3 protein-coding genes (1 of these 3 cut by a window edge) are annotated in these 20,449 nt (G+C 52.7%); all 3 read left to right on the forward strand.

The annotated features are described in order from the left end of the window. Tightly spaced (each overlapping or abutting the next), the 3 genes in view from QNM19_RS03230 to QNM19_RS03240 form a layout consistent with a single transcriptional unit that may run on beyond the window. Positions 1-13,017 carry a non-ribosomal peptide synthetase gene (locus QNM19_RS03230; RefSeq protein ID WP_284026313.1) on the forward strand — a complete coding sequence of 4,339 codons (13,017 nt, stop codon included), beginning with the start codon at positions 1-3 and terminating at the stop codon, positions 13,015-13,017. Beyond that, entirely contained in the window at positions 13,017-16,541 is a 3,525-nt protein-coding gene (locus QNM19_RS03235; protein WP_284026314.1) for a non-ribosomal peptide synthetase, read from the forward strand. Before QNM19_RS03230 ends, QNM19_RS03235 begins: the two co-directional genes overlap by 1 nt. After that, a protein-coding gene (locus QNM19_RS03240; protein ID WP_284026315.1) for a non-ribosomal peptide synthetase crosses the window boundary here: on the forward strand, positions 16,541-20,449 show its 5' portion. 6,099 nt of this gene lie beyond the right edge of the window; only the first 3,909 of its 10,008 coding nucleotides appear in the window; the start codon lies at positions 16,541-16,543; its stop codon lies off the right edge, out of view. Before QNM19_RS03235 ends, QNM19_RS03240 begins: the two co-directional genes overlap by 1 nt.

Consider the following 20,449-nt stretch of genomic DNA (forward strand, 5'->3'; position numbering starts at 1 on the left):
ATGAGTAATAGACGTTATCCCCTGACATCATCCCAGCAACCGGTCTGGATGGAACAAGTATTCAAAAGTGAGTCCCCGCTGTATAACGTTGGGGGTCGGTTTGTGTTAACGGGGGCACTGGACCCGGTACGTTTTAAACATGCACTGGATCACGTCGTGGCACACACCGACGCCTATCGGATCAATTTGGTAATGGAAGACACACAGCCGTGGCAAATTATCAATGATGACCTGGAACTGGACTGGAAGTGTATTGACCTGAGTGACTACCCGGATGCGCACCAGCGTGCGGCTGACTACTGTCAGAATCAAATGTCTACGGCCTTTGATATCCATGGTCCCTGCTTATGGCGTATTCACTGGTTAAAAATCTCTGAGCAGGAAAGTGCCATGTGTATGGTGTTCCATCATTTGATAGTGGATGGCATAGCGGGCAGCTTATTCCTTGAATACCTTAGCGAAACCTATCTGGCAATGGATGGACAAGGTCGCTTTTTTAAAGAGGTCCCTGAACGTCCTTCATACAGCGAGTTTATTGAAAAAGATCTGGCCTACCGCCAGAGCAGCCGGTTCGAAAAAGATCAGGCTTTTTGGCTGGAGAAGTTTACAACCTTACCGGATCCTCTGCTGCTGAAGAAAACCAATCAGTTTGATGATCAGCCATTCGCCCGTCGTGAATACGAATTTACGCAGCAACAGTACAATCAGATAGGGGCAGTTGCCGCACGATATGGCTGCTCGGCAACGCACTTTTTCACGACTCTGATCGCCGTCTATTTTTCACAAATGAACGACAAGCGCGACCTGGTTCACATCGGTATGCCGGTGCACAACCGCAGCTCAGCCAAGCTGCGTCAGACTATCGGCATGATGGCCTCAGTGATCCCCGTAGGTGTGGCATTTTCTCGTACCGATAGCTTTGCTGATACCTTCAAGTCCGTTGCGGCCGAGCTTAAACGCAGCTACAAATATCAAAAGTACCCGCTGCACGAAATCATTCGCGATCTCAGACCGTTGAATGACGGCGAAGGCCAGCTGTTCGATATTCAGTTATCTGTAGAAGAACACCCTTCGGATACCCAGTTTGGTGAAGTGTCTAGCCGGAAGGTGATACTGAACAGCGGATTCGGCTCATATCCTTTGTCTATTTATGTGCGCAGCCATGATAATATTAATAACGTTCATGTCGAGTTTAACTTTGATCGCAACTTCTTTAATGACGATGAAATAGATAGCCATGTCAGCCGCCTGACGACTATGATTGCAGACGTGGTATCGAATCCAACCATGCTGATTGGTGATTATACGCTGGCGAGCGAGCAGGAAATCGAGCAGCAGCTGTTTGATTGGAACGGCAATCAGACCGACTACGCTTCCCAGCTCACTATTCAGCAAGTATTCGAGCAACAAGTTGCGGCGGCTCCCGAGCAGCCGGCCCTGGTGTTTGGAGAAACCTCACTGAGCTATCAGGCGCTCAATGAACGGGCCAATCAGCTGGCTCATTATCTGGTGCAACAAGGAGTGATGCCGGGCAGCTATGTGGGTGTTTGCATTAATCGCTCACTTGAGATGATGATAGCCATCCTTGCCACGTTGAAAGCGGGCGGGGTGTATGTGCCACTGGACCCCAACTATCCCGCAGACCGTCTTGCCTATATGATGGAAGACTCTGCGGTGAGCGTGATCCTCACCAATACCCGTTGCAGCGAATCGGTGGCATTTGCTGCTGATAAAGTGATCTTGCTGGATAATCTGGCTGTTGAACCAAAGACCTGCGAATGGGCACAGTTTAGCGAGAGCAACCTCAGCACAGAGATACAGCAACACAGCGATGAACTGGCCTACCTGATTTATACTTCGGGTTCGACGGGTAAACCAAAAGGCGTGATGTGTACTCATCAGGGTATCGTTAATCTGGCGCAAAATCAGCAAGACAGATTCGCTATCACAGCTCAAAGCCGAGTCTTACATTACGCTTCAATCAGTTTTGATGCGGGCACCTGGGACTGGGTGATGGCACTGCTAAACGGTGCGACTTTAGTGATCAGCAGCGATGAAGCGCGTCTGGAGCCGGAAAAAGTGGCCGATTTATTTGTCCAGCAGCAGATCACCCATGTGACTTTACCACCGGCATTTCTGGCGACTATGGAATGCCGCGACGACTATGCGCTGCAATGTCTGATTGTGGCGGGTGAGGCGTGCGAGCAGGAACTGATGGACTTATGGTCTGCGCGTTATGGTTTCTACAATGCGTATGGCCCGTCCGAGGCGTCGGTTTGTGCCACGGTGTGCCAGCTGTCGCCGGGCAATGCGATCCGCATCGGTAAGGCGCTCGACAATGTGTCTTTGTTTGTCCTGGATGAATATCAAAAAATGCTGCCGATTGGCTCTATTGGTGAGTTGTACATCGGTGGCGCCGGGCTGGCACAGGGCTATCTGAATCGTCCTGAGTTGAGCCAGGATAAGTTTGTCGTCAACCCTTATTATCAACAAAATCCCCAGACGGGAGCGCGTTTGTATCGCAGTGGCGATCTGGTGCGTTACTTACCCAATGGTGAGCTGGAGTTTGTTGGCCGCGCCGATGATCAGGTGAAGGTGCGAGGTTTTCGTGTCGAACTGGGCGAGATTGAGCATGGCCTGAATAAACTGCCGGCGGTACATTCTTGTGTGGTTCTGGCGAAGCGTCAGGGCGGCACCAATCAGCTGCTGGCCTGTGTGATCCCGGAGCAGCCAGTGACAGATTCGGATGAGGCTGAGTATGTTTTTGCCTTGCAACGAGCGCTTGAGCAGGAGTTGCCCGCGCATATGGTGCCAGGGCACTTCACGTTACTGACTCAGTGGCCACTGACGCCGAACGGCAAAATTGATAAGAAAGCCCTGCTGGCCAGCACAACCATTGCTTTGCAGGGAGAATATCTCGCACCGCAAACTGACACGGAAGTTGCGCTGGCTGCTTTGTGGTCTGAGTTACTCAAAGTGGAAGAGGTGAGCGCGACGGCCAACTTCTTCCAGCTTGGGGGTCATTCACTGTTGCTGATGCAGCTGGCCAGTCAACTTCAGGGTCTGGGCTGGCAGGCACGGGTGCACGATTTATTCGCCACCGTGTCGCTTCGGGAGATGGCAGAGCTGCTCGATAAGCAAGGCAAACAATCACAAACCTTTAGTGTGCCTGTTAATGGTATCCCGGCAGACTGTGCACGGGTGACGCCTGAGATGCTCAATCTGGTTGAGCTGAATCAGCAGGAAATTGATGAAATAGCGGCAAAGATCCCGGGCGAGCATCGCAATATTGCTGACATTTATCCTTTAGCGCCCCTTCAGGAAGGGGTGTTATTTGTGCATACCCTGAATACCCATGCAGACCCTTATGTCACGACTGCGGCGTTTGAGTTTCAGGGGGCTGCGCAGTTAGCGAATTTCCAGCAGGCACTGCAACAAATGGTTGCGACTCACGATGTGCTGCGCACGGCGGTGATGTGGCGCGAGCGCGAAACGGCGCTGCAGGTGGTGCTGCGTGAGGCACAGTTAAGTGTGTCACACTTGGTGTTTGATACTGAGCAACCGGTTAAAGCGGCTTTTGAAGCCTACGTGGCGGAGCATCCGCACACCTTAGATCTGGAAGCGGCGCCTTTGATCAAGCTGGCAATCACGGAGGCCGACGAACAGGGCAAACACTATGCACTGCTGACCTTCCACCACTTGACAACCGACCACGTATCGCTGGATATTTTAGTTTCTCAGTTACAGCAATTATGTGATGAGCCAGATAGTGCACTGCCTGCGCCTCTGCCTTATCGCGCCTTTATTGCCCATACCCTGGAGCACAATCGCAATCTGGACGTTGCCGGATTCTTCTCGGCGCAACTGGGCGACATTGAAACCCCCATCTTACCCTTTGATCTGAGTGAAGTGACGGGCAGTGGTGAGACTATCCTTGATCACCATGACACACTACCGGCTGAGCTGAGTGAGGCCATTCGTGCCCTGGCGCGGCGTGAAAGACTGAGTCCGGCAGCGCTGTTCCATCTGGCCTGGGCACAGGTGATAGCGGCCTGTTGTGGCACGCAAGATGTGGTGTTTGGCAGTGTTATGTCAGGTCGGATGAATGGCATGGCGGGCATTGAGAGTATGATGGGGATGATGATCAACACCCTGCCATTGCGCGTTTCTTTGGATGATGCACCGGTCCTGGCGCAACTTAAGCGGGTTGATCAAAGCCTCAAAGCATTGCTGCCCTATGAGCAGGTATCGCTGGCCGAAGCACAAAAATACAGTGGTCTTGCCAGCGGCGCAACGCTGTTCAGCGCCATGCTAAACTACCGTCACTCTGCCACGCAGGATGATGTGACTGAGGTACTGCAGGACAATGCTGCGTGGACTTTGCTGAGTGCCAAGGAGCGTACTAACTATCCGTTCGGCTTGTCAGTAAATGACCTGGGACAAGGTTTCTCGCTTGAATATCAAATCGATCAGCAAATCGATGTACAGCAGGTTGCAGCTTATCTGACTAACGCGCTGACACAACTGGTGACTGCATTAACAGAAACACCTGATCAGCCAGTCTCTTACAGTGTGCTGCCTGAGCAAGCGCAACAACATCAGCTGGAGCAATGGCAGGCGAATGCGCCCTGGTATCGCAGTAACATGCAGATCCAACAGTTGTTTGAAGCACAAGCCGCAGCGACGCCGGACGCCATTGCGCTGCAACTCAATGAGCAGACACTTAGCTATGGCGAGCTGAATGCACAGGCAAACCAGCTGGCACATTACTTACGCGAGCAACATAGTGTGACTGATGGCACTTTAGTAAGCTTGTGTATCGGTCGCTCAGTTCACATGGTTGTCGCGACTTTGGCTATTCTCAAAGCTGGTGGTGCTTACCTGCCTCTGGAGCCAAATTACCCGCAAACCCGTCTCGAATATATGCTGGCAGACAGTGGCGCTCAGATAGTACTGACTGAATCGGCACTCTGTGAGCGACTTGCTTTCAGCAATGCTCATTTGCTGGCCGTAGATAATGATAGTGCCCGGTTTGCGCACTATGGGACGGACAATCCTGTGGCTGCGGGTACTCAGTCACCTGAGTCGCTTGCTTATATTATTTATACCTCAGGCTCAACCGGTAACCCTAAAGGGGTAATGACGCCACACCGTGCAGTGGTGCGTTTGGTGGATAATCCTGACTTTATCCAGCTTGGTGATGAGACTGCTTTCTTACAGTGTGCCAACATCGCATTTGATGCTGCGACCATAGAAATATGGGGACCACTGCTCAATGGCGGTCGTTGTGTGCTGTTCCCTGACGAGTTTTTAACTGTGTCTCGTTTGGACGACGTGATCGCCGAGCAACAGATCACGGATATGTTTCTGACTACCGGGCTGTTTGATGAATGGAGTCGCTCGCAAGTTGAGCAACCATCATTAAGATGCGTGATCTCCGGTGGTGAGGCGGCCCGACTAAATGGCCTTAAGCGCGCCATGGCGACCAACCCTCATTGTACTTTTGTAAATGGCTATGGACCGACTGAAAACACCACGTTCACTGCCTGTAACGCGTTTACCAGTGAAGATCTGGCGAGTGGCGTATTACCGATAGGAACCGGCATCTGTGGCGATCAGTGCTTTATTCTCTCGCAGCAACAGCAGCTTTTGCCCGTTGGTGCCGTAGGTGAATTGTATGTCGGTGGTGCGGGGTTGGCATTGGGTTATCTGAATCGTCCAGATTTGACGACTGAAAAATTCATCCCAAATCCATTTTCCACTGAACCGGACCCGTCTTCGATCTTGTATCGAACCGGCGACTTGGTGCGATATGACGAACAGGGCCGGATTGTGTACGTCGGACGGGTGGATGACCAGATAAAGATCCGCGGTTTCCGGGTAGAGCTGGGTGAAATCGAGCACAAACTCAATGCGCTGGAACAGGTTGAGCAGGCGCTGGTCGTTGCCCGCAAAGACCTCAGTAATAATGCCATGATAGTGGCGTATGTTGAGCCTGCGGTTCAGGTGCCTGAAGGTCAGACGCTTAGTCACTGGTTAAGTGAAGCGCTGGGTGATAGTTTACCGCCGTACATGGTCCCTGGCGCGTTTGTAGCAATGACGCAGTGGCCTTTGAATGCGAATGGTAAAATTGATAAGCGTGCGCTGCCTGAGCCAGATATGTCCGCTGGACAGGGTCAGTACGAGGCGCCACAGGGCGATATTGAATGTCTGCTGAGTGAGATTTGGTCACAGCTACTCGGTGTCGAAATGAGCAAAGTAAGCCGTACAGCGAACTTCTTTGAGCTGGGCGGCCACTCCTTGTTGGTGATGAAGATCCATGCCCGCCTTAAACAAGCTGGCTATACGGCAGAAGCGGCGGCTATCTTTAAAGCCCAGACGCTGGCCGAGATGGCCGCAACGGTGAGCACGCTTGACGCACAGCACAGCTGGCAAGTGCCCGCAAATGGAATACCGGCTGACACGACATCCATTACTCCAGAGATGTTACCTCTGATCAGCCTGAGCCAAAGCGATATCAATACCTTGTCTGAGCAGGTGCCGGGTGGCATGGCAAACATTCAGGATATTTATCCGCTGGCACCGTTACAGGAAGGCATTTTATTTGCGCACTCCTTGCAGCAGGAGTTTGACCCGTACGTGATTTCCGCGGCACTGACCTTTGCAGATGAGGGTAAGTTTGAGACTTTCGTTGCGGCCCTGGAGCAGGTCGTTGCCCGTCATGATATTTTGCGCAGCGTGATCCTCTGGCGCGGCCGTGAACAGGCGGTGCAGGTGGTACAACGCGAGGTGGGCAGCCTGGTTGAGTGGCTGGACTTTGGTGCTGAACAAGATGTGCTGGCAGCATTTAATGAGTTTGTTGAGCATGGTAATCACAAAATCGATGTAGAGCAGGCACCGCTGGTGCGCATGCAGGTTGTTCGGGATGAGACGAGTGGCAAAGTGCATGCTTTGTTTAAGCATCATCACCTGATCACTGACCATGTGTCGGTTGAATTGATCCTCGAAGAGCTGGCTATGTGTGTGGCGGGCGAGCAGGCCAGTTTGCCGCCTCAGGTACCGTATCGTGAGTTCGTTGCCAAATCACAGCACATTGCCAATACCCTTGATAGCGCAGCGTTTTTCTCGGCGCGCCTGGGAGATGTTGATACGCCAACTCTACCTTTTGGTCTGGCAGATACGCTGGGCGATGGGTCGAATTCGCAGGAACTCAGCTATGCGCTGGCACCAGAGCAGGGTGAACGTATTCGTCAGCTGTCGCGGCAGTTACAAATGGGTCCGGCGGTGTTGTTCCATGCTGCCTGGGCACAGGTGCTGAGTCACTGCTGTAATATGCAGGATGTGGTATTTGGTACTGTATTGTCCGGGCGTATGAGCGGTGAAGCGGGCGTAGAACGTATGTTGGGTATGCTCATCAACACCTTGCCGGTGCGTGTCCAGCTGGCCAATCTAGATGCCAGGGCCTTGCTGATTCAGGTACATGATCAGCTGCAGGGGCTGATCCCTTACGAGCAGGTGGCACTGGCCGAGGCGCAGCGTCACTCGCAGGTTGATGCCAGTTCGCCTTTGTTCAGCACTACGCTGAATTTCCGCCACTCTGAAAACCTCGATGAGCAACAAAGCAGCCTTTACGACATTGCTGCGGTACGTGAACGCAGCAACTATCCGCTGGATCTGTCGGTCAATGATTTCGGTGATGAGTTCACCCTCGACTTCCAGGCTGATGCACGCGTTCCTTTGGCGCTGGTGGCTGACTTGATGAATACTGCCATCGATAACTTATTGCACCACGCAATGCGTGATTCCGAAGAATCACCGGCTCAATGGACAGCCTACTCTGCCGAGCAGCGCCAGGTGTTACTGAGTGCACAGCAAGGACCGGTTGTGGCCTTACCGCAAGCTTCGGTACACCAGCTGTTTGAGCAACAGGCCGCTAAAACTATGGGTCGTGTTGCCGTCAGTTATGACGATGATTTCCTGACCTATCATCTGCTCAACGAACGCGCCAATCAGCTGGCGCATTATTTACGCGCTGAGCATCAGGTGGGCCCGGATACTCTGGTGGGTCTGTGTGTGGGCCGCTCGCTGGAAATGATGGTGGCGGTGCTGGCCATCCTTAAAGCCGGTGGTGCCTATGTGCCGCTGGACCCGGATTATCCGCAGGAACGTTTAGCGTACATGGTCGAAGATACCGGCTTATCTGTGGTGCTGACCCAGCAAAAAGTCGCCGGGATCCTGAACGACTTTAACGTCACGGCTGTGCTGCTGGATAACGCCAGCCAGTTTGCAAGCTATCCAGTAAGTAACCCGGATGTGACCCAGAGCCCGGATAATCTGGCCTATGTGATGTACACGTCAGGCTCAACCGGTAATCCTAAGGGCGTGATGATAAGTCATCATAACCTGATTAACTTTGCCGCTAACTGTGAGCAGCGCTACGAAATCACCGAAGCCGACAACGTGTTGCAGTTCTCAACTATGAACTTCGATATTTTCGTCGAGGAATGGCTGGCGACTCTGACTCAGGGCGCCACCCTGGTGCTGCGCGACGAAGACGTGTCGCTGAGCCGCGAGGCCTTTATCGCCTTCTGCGACAGCCATGCCATCAGCGTGGCCAGTCTACCCACGGCGTTCTGGCATATGCTGGCGCTGAGCGAAGCGGAGCTTGAATCTCTGGCGCTGCGACTGGTGATTGTCGGCGGTGAAGCACTGGACAAACAGTCGGTGGCTTCTCTTAAACCGGGCTTTGAGCTGCTTAATACCTACGGTCCGACCGAGACCACAGTCACCGCATCTGGCTATGCCATCAGCGGTGGTTACGATGAGCCACGTGCGGTGCCCATTGGCCGCGCCAACGTCAATACTGCGACTCTGGTGCTCAGCGAGCAGCTGACGTTATGCCCGCCGGGCGTAGTGGGCGAGCTGTATGTCAGTGGTCAGTGTCTGGCCAGTGGTTATCTGCATCAGAGCGAACTCACCGCCGAGCGTTTTATTGAAAACCCGTATTTTGATCCGGCCAACCCGGCACTGAGCGCGCGGTTATACAAAACCGGTGACTTAGTGCGTATCGGCGCAGACGGTGAAATCGAGTTTGTCGGACGCAGCGATGATCAGGTCAAGATCCGAGGTTTCCGGGTTGAACTGGGTGAGATAGAAACCCAGCTGATGAGTCATGCTGAGGTGGAGTCTGCGGTGGTACTGGCCGAGGCCGGTAAGCAAGGTGGTAAGGTGCTGCGTGCTTTCATTCAAAGTGAGCAAGACAGCAGCCTGATTGACGCACTGCAACAGCATCTGAGCGGCAACCTGCCGGATTACATGGTGCCGTCGGCTTACAGTTTCGTTAATCAGTGGCCGCTGACGGCCAATGGCAAGCTGGACAAGCGAGCACTGCTGGCTCTGCCGGCTAAAACGGTGGAGCAGCCTTATCAGGCACCGCAAACCGACGCCGAGAAAATGGTGGTCGACATCGTCGCATCGCTGTTGTCGCTGGACGTCGATAAGGTGGGTGTCCATGCTAATTTCTTCGCGCTGGGGGGCCACTCATTGCTGATTATGCAGCTGGTCAGTCAGCTGCGGGCACGTCAGTATCAGGCTGATGTGCAGGCCTTGTTCAGGGCACACACGCTACAGGACATGGCGCGCCAGGTTCGGGCACTTGGGAGTGAGGAATCAAGTTGTGTGCCCGCCAATTTAATTCCGGCGGATTGCAGCAAAATCACCCCACAGATGGTGACGCTCACTGAGCTGGATGAGCAACAGCTCACGGATATTGCACAGACTATCCCCGGTGGCATGGCCAACATTCAGGACATCTACCCGTTGGCACCGCTGCAAGAAGGCGTGCTGTTTGTACACACCATGAGTGAAGGGCAGGACCCGTATGTCACCAGCACCACGTTTGAGTTCGACAGCCGCGAGTCTCTTGAGCGCTTTAAATGGGCTCTGAATACCCTGATTGCCCGCCACGATGTGCTGCGCACCGCCATCCTATGGCGCAACCGCAACACTGCACTTCAGGTGGTACAGCGTGAGGTAGAGCTGCCCGTGACTGAGCTGGACTTCAGCGGGGAAGAGGATGTCCGGGCCGCGTTCAGTGCACATGTGGCTGAACAGCCGCTGTGGATTGAGCTGGAAAATGCGCCGCTGCTGCAACTGAGCGTGTGTGAGGACGCCGCGCAGGGCAAGCATTATGCGCTGTTGTGTGAGCATCATCTGATCTCAGATCACGTGTCGCTGGAAATTCTGGTGCACGAGCTGACGGCACTGCTGCAGGGCAATGAAGCGAGTCTGGCAGAGCCGGTGCCCTACCGGGAATTTGTCGGTCGCACACTGGCACGCACCGCGAGTCTGGATACTGAGGCCTTTTTCACTCAGATGCTGGGTGAGGTCAGCGAACCAACATTGCCTTATGGTCTGACGGATGTGCTGAACGACGGCTCGGGTATAGAAACTGTGCATGTCACGCTGGATGACGCGCAGGCGCAGCGCATTCGCCGCCTGACTCGTCAGTATCACAGCAGCCCGGCGGCACTGTTCCATCTGGTTTGGGCCAAAGTGCTGGGGGTGTGTAGCGGTCAGTCGGAGGTGGTGTTCGGTACTGTCTTATCCGGTCGTATGAGCGATGATGGCCTGAGCAGCCAGCTGATGGGGATGATGATCAACACCCTGCCACTGCGAGTCTCGCTGAGTGAGCAGGATGCAATGAGCCTGCTGGCACACATTAATGATGACCTGCGTGCCTTGATGCCGTACGAGCAGGTGTCACTGGCCGAGGCGCAGCGTTGCAGTGGAGTGAGTGGCCAACTGCCCCTGTTCAGCGCGATGCTGAACTATCGTCACTCGGCGGTAGCGGATTCACAGCTGGAGCAGGATGCCGGGTTTAAAGTGCTGGCCACCGAGGAGCGGACCAACTATCCGTTTAATCTCTCGGTGGATGATTTCGGCGATGGTTTTGGGTTTGAGCTTCAGGTGGATAAACGCGCCCCGGCGGCACGCATTGCACAGTATCTGCAAGTGACCCTGACTCAGGTGCTGGATTTACTGGACAGCCAGAGCAGCACTGCGGTACAGGGTTTGTGTGTGCTGGATAATGCGGAGCGTACGCAACAACTGCATAACTGGAACGACACAGCGCTGGATTATCCCCGTGAGCTGTGTATTCACGAATTATTTGAACAGCAGGCAGCTGCCATGCCGGAGCAGATTGCACTGCGCTTTGGTGAGCAGACGCTGAGCTATGGTGAGCTCAATAGCAGAGCCAACCAATTGGCCCACTATCTGCGCGCGGAGCACAATATCGGACCGGATTCGTTAGTGGGCTTGTGTGTTGAGCGCTCGCTGGAAATGGTGATTGGGATTTGGGGTATTCTTAAAGCCGGTGGTGCCTATGTGCCGCTGGATCCCAACTACCCGCAATCGCGTCTGGCTTACCTGGTTGAGGATGCACGTTTAGAAGTGGTGTTAAGTCAACAGAATGTTGCAGAAGGGATAACACTGGGGTATGCTAACGTCGTTTTACTGGACACACCAGAGTCACATAATCACGACATATTTTCAGCTTATCCTGCGCACAATTTAACGCGGGCAGAAACCGGCGTGTCGGCTCAGAGTCTGGCTTACCTGATTTACACGTCAGGGTCGACCGGCAAGCCGAAGGGCGTGATGATTGAACATGGCAATACCGTGGCAATGTTGCAGTGGGCGAAACAAGCCTATAGCGACGCTGAACTGGGCAAAGTGCTGGCCTCGACGTCACTGAACTTTGACTTGTCGATTTACGAGTTGTTCTTGCCGCTGTGTTTTGGCTATCAGAGCGTGATTGTACAAAATGCCATGGCGCTCGCTGAGCAGCAGTTAGACATCAGCATGATTAATACCGTGCCATCGGCGATGAAGGCATTGCTGGAAGTGGGCGCGGTACCTGACGGGGTGAAAGTCATTAACCTCGCAGGTGAGCCGCTGACTGCACAGCAGGTGAATCAGATTTTAGAGGCTTGTCCGGGTGTGGCGGTATGCAACTTATATGGTCCGTCGGAAGACACCACTTATTCAACTGCGGCACGTTTTACCACCGCATTGAACCAGGTGCCGGATATTGGCCGGGTCATCGCCAACAGCCAGGCGTATGTGCTGGGGAGTGCTCAGGAGCTGTTACCGACCGGCAGTGTGGGTGAGCTCTATCTGGGTGGTGCCGGTGTTGCACGGGGTTATTTAAATCGCCCTGAGCTGACGGCCGAACGTTTTATTGATAACCCTTACTACGAAGCGGAGGGAGTCAATAACAGCAAGCGTTTGTATCGCACTGGCGATTTGGTACGTTACCGCGAAGATGGTCATTTTGAATTTATTGGACGAATAGATGACCAGGTTAAGATCCGGGGCTTCAGGATTGAGCTGGGTGAAATTGAGCACCGCCTTAACACCCACCCGGATGTTGCGACATCTCTGGTGATGGCACGCGAGCACAGCGATGGGGGGCATTATCTGGTGGCCTACCTACAGCCTTGTCTCACATGTGAGACAAGAGAGGAAATTGATAATGTGACACGGCAACAAGCCTGGTTAAGCGACGTGAAAAGCGCGCTGGAAGGCGACTTGCCGGCGCACATGATCCCAGGCCAGTTCGTGTTGATAGACGAGTGGCCGCTGACGCCAAACGGAAAAATAGATAAAAAAGCCCTGCCAGCACCGCTAGGTATGTTGGCAGGTCAGGAATACATTGCACCGCAAAGTGAGACAGAGCATGCCCTGGTGGCAATTTGGGCGGAACTACTCGACCTTAACAGCGAGCAGATCAGTACCAGTGCCAACTTCTTCGAGTTGGGCGGTCATTCGCTCTATCTGATCAAACTGGCGGGTGCAATTAAAACCCAGTTCGAAATCGAGCTGACATTACGGGAAATTTACGACGCTGCAGAATTAGCGGTCCTTTCGAAGGTAATTGAGAGCAAGCAGGCACAAAAATATCTCGAAGACAAAAAAGCCAATGAATCGGTAATGATGAGTGGAACACTATAATGATTGCACAATTAGTTAAATCGGCAGCAGATCAAGGGGTTTATCTGTATGCCAAAGAGGGCGCGCTACATTTTGACCTGACGGTGAGCGAATTTCCGGCCACACTGAAGCAGGACATCATCGCAAATAAGGCAGAGATCATTGCATTTCTGTCTCATGCAGAAGGGACGTCTGGCAATGCGCATAGGCCACAACCCGGACAGTATCCGGATGGCTGTGTGCTCTCTTATACTCAGCAGCGTTTCTGGTTGCTGGAACAAATGCAATCCGGGCAGAGTCAGTACAACATGCCGGTTGCGCTGAATGTAGAAGGCGCACTGGAGCTGACTTTGGTTGAAAAGGTGCTGAGCACCATAGTGTCGCGTCATCAGATTTTGCGCACTGTCTATCGCGAACAGGACGATGAAGTACGCCAGCATGTTTTGCCTGAGTACGATTTTTCGCTGGGGTTTGTTGACCTCAGTGACAGTGAGGGTGAACAGCAGCAGGCGCAATTGTCTCAGTGTCTGCTTGAAGAAGCACAGCGCCCATTTGATCTGACTCAGCAGCTGTCCATCCGTGGACAGTACCTGAAGCTGCAGGGAACCGGTCATGATCAGCGCGGCGTGCTATTGCTAACGCTGCATCACATAGCTTCTGATGGTTGGTCAATGGACGTGCTGATCAATGAGTTTGTGACCTTGTACCGGGCTTTTGCTGCCGATCAGGTCAACCCGTTGCCTGAGCTGGAGCTACAGTACGCTGACTTTGCCGTCTGGCAAAAAGACAGAATGCAGGGCGGCGAGTTTGAGAAACAGCTGACATTCTGGCAGCAGACACTGGAAGATGCACCGCTGACACACAGCCTGCCAACCCAGCATCATCGCCCGGAAGTAAAACAGACCCAGGGGGCACATGTCACGGCCACGTTGCCTGCGTATGTGGCTCAGCAATTAGGCGAGGTGGCCAGACAGGCCCAGTTAAGCCCGTTTATGTTGATGCACGCAGTCCTGGGTGTGGTACTTAGCCGTCATAGTAACCAGTCAGATATTGTCATTGGCACGCCGGTGGCAAACCGTGCCGATGAGGCGCTCAGCCCGCTGATTGGGTGTTTCGTCAATACGCTGGCTTTGCGCCTGAATACCCGCCATGGCACATTGGAGGGCTATCTTAACCATGTTCGTCAGGTGCATATGAACGCGCAGGTGAATCAGGATGTGCCTTTTGAGCAGTTAATTGATGCACTGAATTTGCCACGCACTTCATCATACACACCTTTGGTGCAGATCATGCTGACCACCAATGATAAGTTTACTGACGGCAACGATGAGTCGGCCCTGATGGCACTGCCTGACTTGAGTCTGTCGCCGCTGGAAGGCAGCCATCCGGCGATTAAATTTGATCTGGAAATTGCGCTGAATATTAGCGACAACCAGATTGAGACTATCTGGAACTATGATGTGGCCCTGTTCGATGCTGAATTTGTTGAGCAGCTCAGTGAGCACTTTAATAATGCCTTGATCGGACTGGCGGATATGTCGCCGCAGGTGCGTCGTACTTTACCATTAAATCGACTGTCTATTCTGGGCGACAAGCTGGAATCCTATTTGATCGACGGCCTGAATAACAATGCGGCGGATTATCCGGTCGATAAGTGCATTCATCAGGTGTTTGAAGAACAAGCGCTGCAAACCCCAGATAAGCTTGCCGTTAAGTTCGGCAACAAACAGCTGACCTATCGCGAACTGAATGAGCGTGCCAACCAGCTGGCACACTTCCTGATCCGTGAATATCAGGTAACGCCGGACACCTTTATCGGCTTATGTGTTGAGCGCTCGCTGGAAATGATCATCGGTACACTGGCCATTCTTAAAGCCGGTGCAGCCTATGTGCCGTTGGATCCGGCTTACCCGCGTCAGCGCGTAACTTACATGATGGAAAACTCCGGCGTTAAAATTATCCTCTCTACACATTTTATTATTGAGCAGCTGGACTTAACCGATTACCACAGTATCTGCATTGATGGCCTGGGTAATGAGCAAGTGGTGCAGACATTTGTTGATTATGCTACTCACAATCCAGGTGAGCTGGTAGCAGGCCTGACATCTTCGAACCTGGCCTATGCCATTTACACCTCGGGTTCAACCGGCAAGCCAAAGGGCGTGTTGCTTGAACACAAAGGGATAGTGAATATCGCGTTTAACCACCGCCATTACCTGAAAGTGGACGGACAAAGCAAAGTACTGCACTTTGCATCTATGAGTTTTGATGCTGGCACCTGGGAGTACGTAATGGCACTGCTGAGCGGCGCTACGTTGGTGATTGCCGACAGTGTTCAGCGTCTGTCTCCGGAGAGCATAGGTCAGCTGTTGCATAGCGAAGCCATTACCCATGTGTTATTGCCACCGGCCTTCCTGGCCATGATGGAGTTTCGTGACGATTTGGCGCTTAAAGCGTTGGCAGTAGGAGGAGAGGCCTGCGATCAGGAAGTGGTTGAGCAATGGGGCGGTGCGTATCGGATGGTCAACGCCTACGGCCCGACTGAGATCTCTATCTGTGCGACCTGGGCAGAGTTACGCCCCGGACAGAAAGTCACCATAGGTAAACCGTTGAAAAACACCAGTGCCTTTGTGCTGGACAGTAATCAGGCCTTGCTATCACCGGGCGTAGTGGGTGAGCTGTACATCAGTGGTGTGGGGCTGGCACGTGGTTATCACCAGTTAGCGGAGCAAACCGCAGAGCGATTTGTCTCTAACCCTTATTTCGATGGGCACAATAAATGTGTAACCGAAACCTTGTATAAAACAGGTGACCTGGTTCGCTATCTGCCGGATGGGGAGCTGGAATATCTGGGTCGGATCGACCAACAGGTTAAGATCCGCGGCTTCAGGATTGAGATCAGTGAAATTGAAGGTTTGCTGAGTGAGTGTCTTGATGTCGATGCGGCAGTGGTGACTGTTGCGACCAGTGCAACGGGTGCCAAACACTTAGTGGCCTATGTTCAGTTGAACAACAAAAATGCCAAAAATAGTGTCTCTGGTCATGAAAATATTAATGATGATAAAGCGGTTATCCAGCGCATCAAAACGGAACTGGCCGATAAACTGCCAGACTATATGGTACCCGGAATGTTTGTTCCGGTATCTCAATGGCCACTGACCAGTAACGGTAAAATTGATAAGCGTGCACTGCCGGAGCCAGATTTAGCCGCCGTTGAAGGTGAATATATTGCGCCTGAAACACACAGCGAACAACGCCTGGTTAACATCTGGGCGCAATTACTGCATTTGCAGGAAAGTGAAATAAGCACCTCAGCCAACTTTTTTGCGCTGGGTGGTCACTCTCTGCTGGTCAGTAAACTGGTCAGAGCGATCACATCGGACCCGGAATTACAGCTACAACAGATAGACATGCAGGACATTTTTACGGCGCAGTCACTGGCCCAGCTGGCCCAGCACATCGATCTGCTGCGAATGCAACAGCTCAATGCACAGGCGGCAGACAGTATCTGCGATCAGGATTTAGTTGAGGATGGTGAGATTTAATGAATGTACATCAGGCTTTCGAGTTAGCGATATCACAGGGCGTTCATCTGTATGTCGAGCAAGGCAAACTCAAGTTTAAAGCAGCAAAAGGCAGTATGACTGATGAGCTGAGAAGCGCACTCAAGGAAAACAAAACTCAGCTTATTGAGCTGTTGAGCCAGCAGGCGATAAAAGCAAATGCATTAACCCAATCAACAGGCAGTATTCCTGCCCTGGGGTTAACACAAAGCGTTTTATCTTTCTCACAGACGCGATTGTGGTTTTTAGAGCAACTACGAGGGCCTTCGGCCGAGTACAATATCCCGCTTGCACTGGATGTGCAGGGTCGTGTGGATTTGGCGGCCGTAGAAGATGCATTCAACGATATTTTGGTGCGCCATACTATTTTGCGCTCCGGATACTATGATTCTGAGGATGGACCAAGGCAGACTATCCGAGATGATGCGGCGCTTAATATTCGCCGCATCGACCTGTGTGACAGTGACGATCTGGCGGCAGACGTGGCTGCACACATTGAGCGAGATACCCTGACACCATTTGATCTGACGGCTGATGTGTTGTTCAGAGTGACCTATTTGTGTACGCATAAACACAGTGATGGCACACAGCAGGGCGTATTACTACTGAATATGCATCACATAGTGTCAGATGGCTGGTCTATGGAAATACTGACCAGTGAGTTTGTTCAGGCCTATCAGGCAAGAGTCACCGGACAGGTTGCAAGCCTTGCGCCATTGCCGTTGCAATATAACGATTATGCACACTGGCAGCGTGAGCACCTGACTAAAGAGGCGCTTGCCGAGCAGCTTACCTACTGGCAACAGACATTGGCTGATGCCCCGGCTGTTCACGGTATTACCCCGGACTTTGAGCGTCCTGCAACCAAGCAACTGCATGGTGCACTGGTACGCAGCGAGTTATCAGCGAGTCAGGCGCAGGCTTTACAAAACTTAGCCCGCCAGCAGCAATTGACCCCCTTTATGCTGATCCACAGTGCGCTGGCTTATGTGCTGTCACGCCATAGCAACAGCCATGACATTGTGATTGGCACGCCCATCGCCAACCGCGGCCACGCAGAATTAGAAGGCTTGATTGGCTACTTCGCCAATACGCTGGTGCTGCGGCTGAATACAGAGCAGCCCAGCCTGACAGACTACTTTGCCCATGTAAAATCCGTACACCTTGGCGCTCAGGCCAATCAGGATGTGCCCTTTGAGCAGCTGGTCGAAAAGCTCAATGTACCTCGCAGCGGCGCTCATGCACCGCTGTTTCAGATCATGCTGACCACAAACACGGATTATGGTGTCAGGGAACAACAACTGGCGCTGGATGGTCTGCAAATCGCGCAGCGTCCGGCCAGCAGTGTTACCACTAAGTTTGATTTAGAAATTGAAGTGGCATTGAACGAGCAGGGCGTGGCGATAGAGATTACTTACGACACTGCTTTGTTCAGTGCGCAGCGTGTCAGCGCCATTGCTAACCACTTAAATACCGTACTTTCGCAACTGGCAGCATTGACCCCAGCTGAGTTATCAGTCAAGCCCAATACGTTGAAACTGCTGTCTGACACTGAGCGTCAACAACAACTGCTGGATTGGAACGACACAGCGTTGGATTACTCACGCGAGCGCTGTGTGCACGAACTGTTTGAGCAGCAGGCCAAAGCCACGCCAGATGCCATCGCGTTGCGCTTTGACGTGCGCACCATGAGTTATGACACGCTCAATACTAAGGCCAACCAGTTAGCCCACTATCTGCGCACTGAGCATACGATTGGCCCGGACGCATTAGTTGGCTTATGCACAGAGCGATCATTTGAAATGGTGATTGGTATCTGGGGCATTCTCAAGGCCGGCGGCGCTTACGTGCCACTGGATCCGGAATTGCCATCAGGTCGGTTGAACTATTTGGTGGAGGATGCCAGCGCCAGGGTGGTGCTGAGCACACAAGGGATCATTGAACAAGTATCGCTGGGCGATGCGGCGGTCATTGCACTGGACAACTTCGACTTCGAAGCCTATTCGGGCTCGAATATTCCGGTTAACGACATTGGCCTGACGGCAAAGCATCTGGCGTACACCATTTATACCTCGGGCTCGACGGGTAAACCCAAAGGCGTGTTACTCGAACATCAGGCGTTGCATAACCGTATCGACTGGATGGACAATGAGTACGGATGTAAGCCGCAGGATAAAATCTTACAAAAAACCCCCTACAGCTTTGATGTCTCGGTATGGGAGTTTGTCTGGCCCATGCTTAAAGGCGCCGAGCTGGTGATTGCCAAGCCGGGTGGCCACAAAGATCCGGCTTACCTCAATGAGCTGATTGTCGCAACCGGTGTGACCAAACTGCACTTTGTGCCTTCCATGCTGGGCGTGATGCTGGAACATGGTGACCTGGCCACATGCAGTTCAATTGAACAGGTGTTTTGTAGTGGTGAAGCCTTACAAATCAGTCATGTTGAGCAGTTTAAGGCGCTATTACCCACCGCGCAGTTGCATAATCTCTATGGCCCGACAGAAGCGGCTATCGACGTTAGCTACTGGGATTGCGCGATGTCCCATGGCAGCAGCATCCCCATTGGCAAACCTATCCAGAATATTCAGTTATACGTACTGGACGATGCGCTTGATTTGTTGCCACAGGGCGCGTGCGGTGAGTTGCACATTGGCGGTGAGGGTTTGGCAAGAGGTTACCACAATCGTACTGAGCTGACCGAAGAGCGCTTTATTGATAACCCGTTTTATCCGCAAAGCGCCAGTAAACGCCTGTATAAAACCGGCGATCTGGTGCGTTTTCGTGAAGATGGCAACATCGAATACATGGGTCGTCTGGACCATCAGGTCAAGATCCGGGGGCAGCGGATTGAGCTGGGTGAAATCGAATACCACATTGGCGAGCATGAACAGGTTGATTCTGCGCAGGTGATGGCACTGAGTGATGATAAAGGTAACCAGCGACTGGTGGCTTATGTTAAGCCCAGCAGTGAGTTGACGGATGAAGCACAACAGACTCTGACCGCCTCAGTGCAAAATCAGCTGAGTGAGTCGCTGGCCGATTATATGGTGCCATCAAGTTTCGTGGTACTTAACGAATGGCCACAAACGCCAAACGGCAAAATTGACCGTAAAGCACTGCCGGTACCGCAAAGCTTGGGCTATGAAGTTGAATACCTGGCTCCGGTTACCGAGCAGGAGCTGGCCCTGGCAGCGCTATGTGCTGAGCTGTTAAATCTTGAACCAGGCGAAGTCAGCATGGCGGCCAACTTCTTCGAATTGGGCGGTCACTCTCTGATGGTGATGGAGCTGGTCAGTCGGTTGAAAAAGCAAGGCCTGAGCACGTCCGTACAGGCACTGTTTAACGCCCGAGTGTTGAGCGAGATGGCTAAAACCATCACAGACGCCACCCATCACAGCGAGCCTGAATTACCGCAAAATGGCATCCCGGCACAATGCACCCAGATCACGCCAGATATGGTGACGTTAACCGCTTTGACTCAGAACGAGCTGGATACACTGAGTGAGCGTGTTCCGGGTGGGGCCGCTAATATTGCGGATATCTATCCGCTGGCACCTTTACAGGAAAGCATATTCCTGGTTCACAGTGCGACGGAAAAATCCGACCCTTATGTCACCACCATCACGCTGGAGTTTGACAGCGAAACTCAGATTGACCGTTTTGTTGCGCGCTTTAATCAGATCATTGCACGCTACGACGTGCTGCGCACTATGGTGGCCTGGCGCGAGTGTCAAGCCCCTTTACAGGTGGTACTGCGTCATTGTGAGCTGTTACCAACCTGGTTGTCGTTCTCTGGTCAGACGGATGCTCGGGCAAAACTCGATGCCTATGTTGCCGAGGGCATACATCGTATGGATCTGGAGCTGGCACCTTTAGTGCAGCTGGAATTG

It is taken from the genome of Pseudoalteromonas ardens (assembly GCF_030125445.1).
GTDB classification, from domain to species: domain Bacteria; phylum Pseudomonadota; class Gammaproteobacteria; order Enterobacterales; family Alteromonadaceae; genus Pseudoalteromonas; species Pseudoalteromonas ardens.

Excerpts from the sequence above, each read along its gene's own strand:
- QNM19_RS03235 (WP_284026314.1), top strand. The coding sequence starts at position 13,017 with ATGATTGCACAATTAGTTAAATCGGCAGCAGATCAAGGGGTTTATCTG.
- QNM19_RS03230 (WP_284026313.1), top strand. The coding sequence starts at position 1 with ATGAGTAATAGACGTTATCCCCTGACATCATCCCAGCAACCGGTCTGG.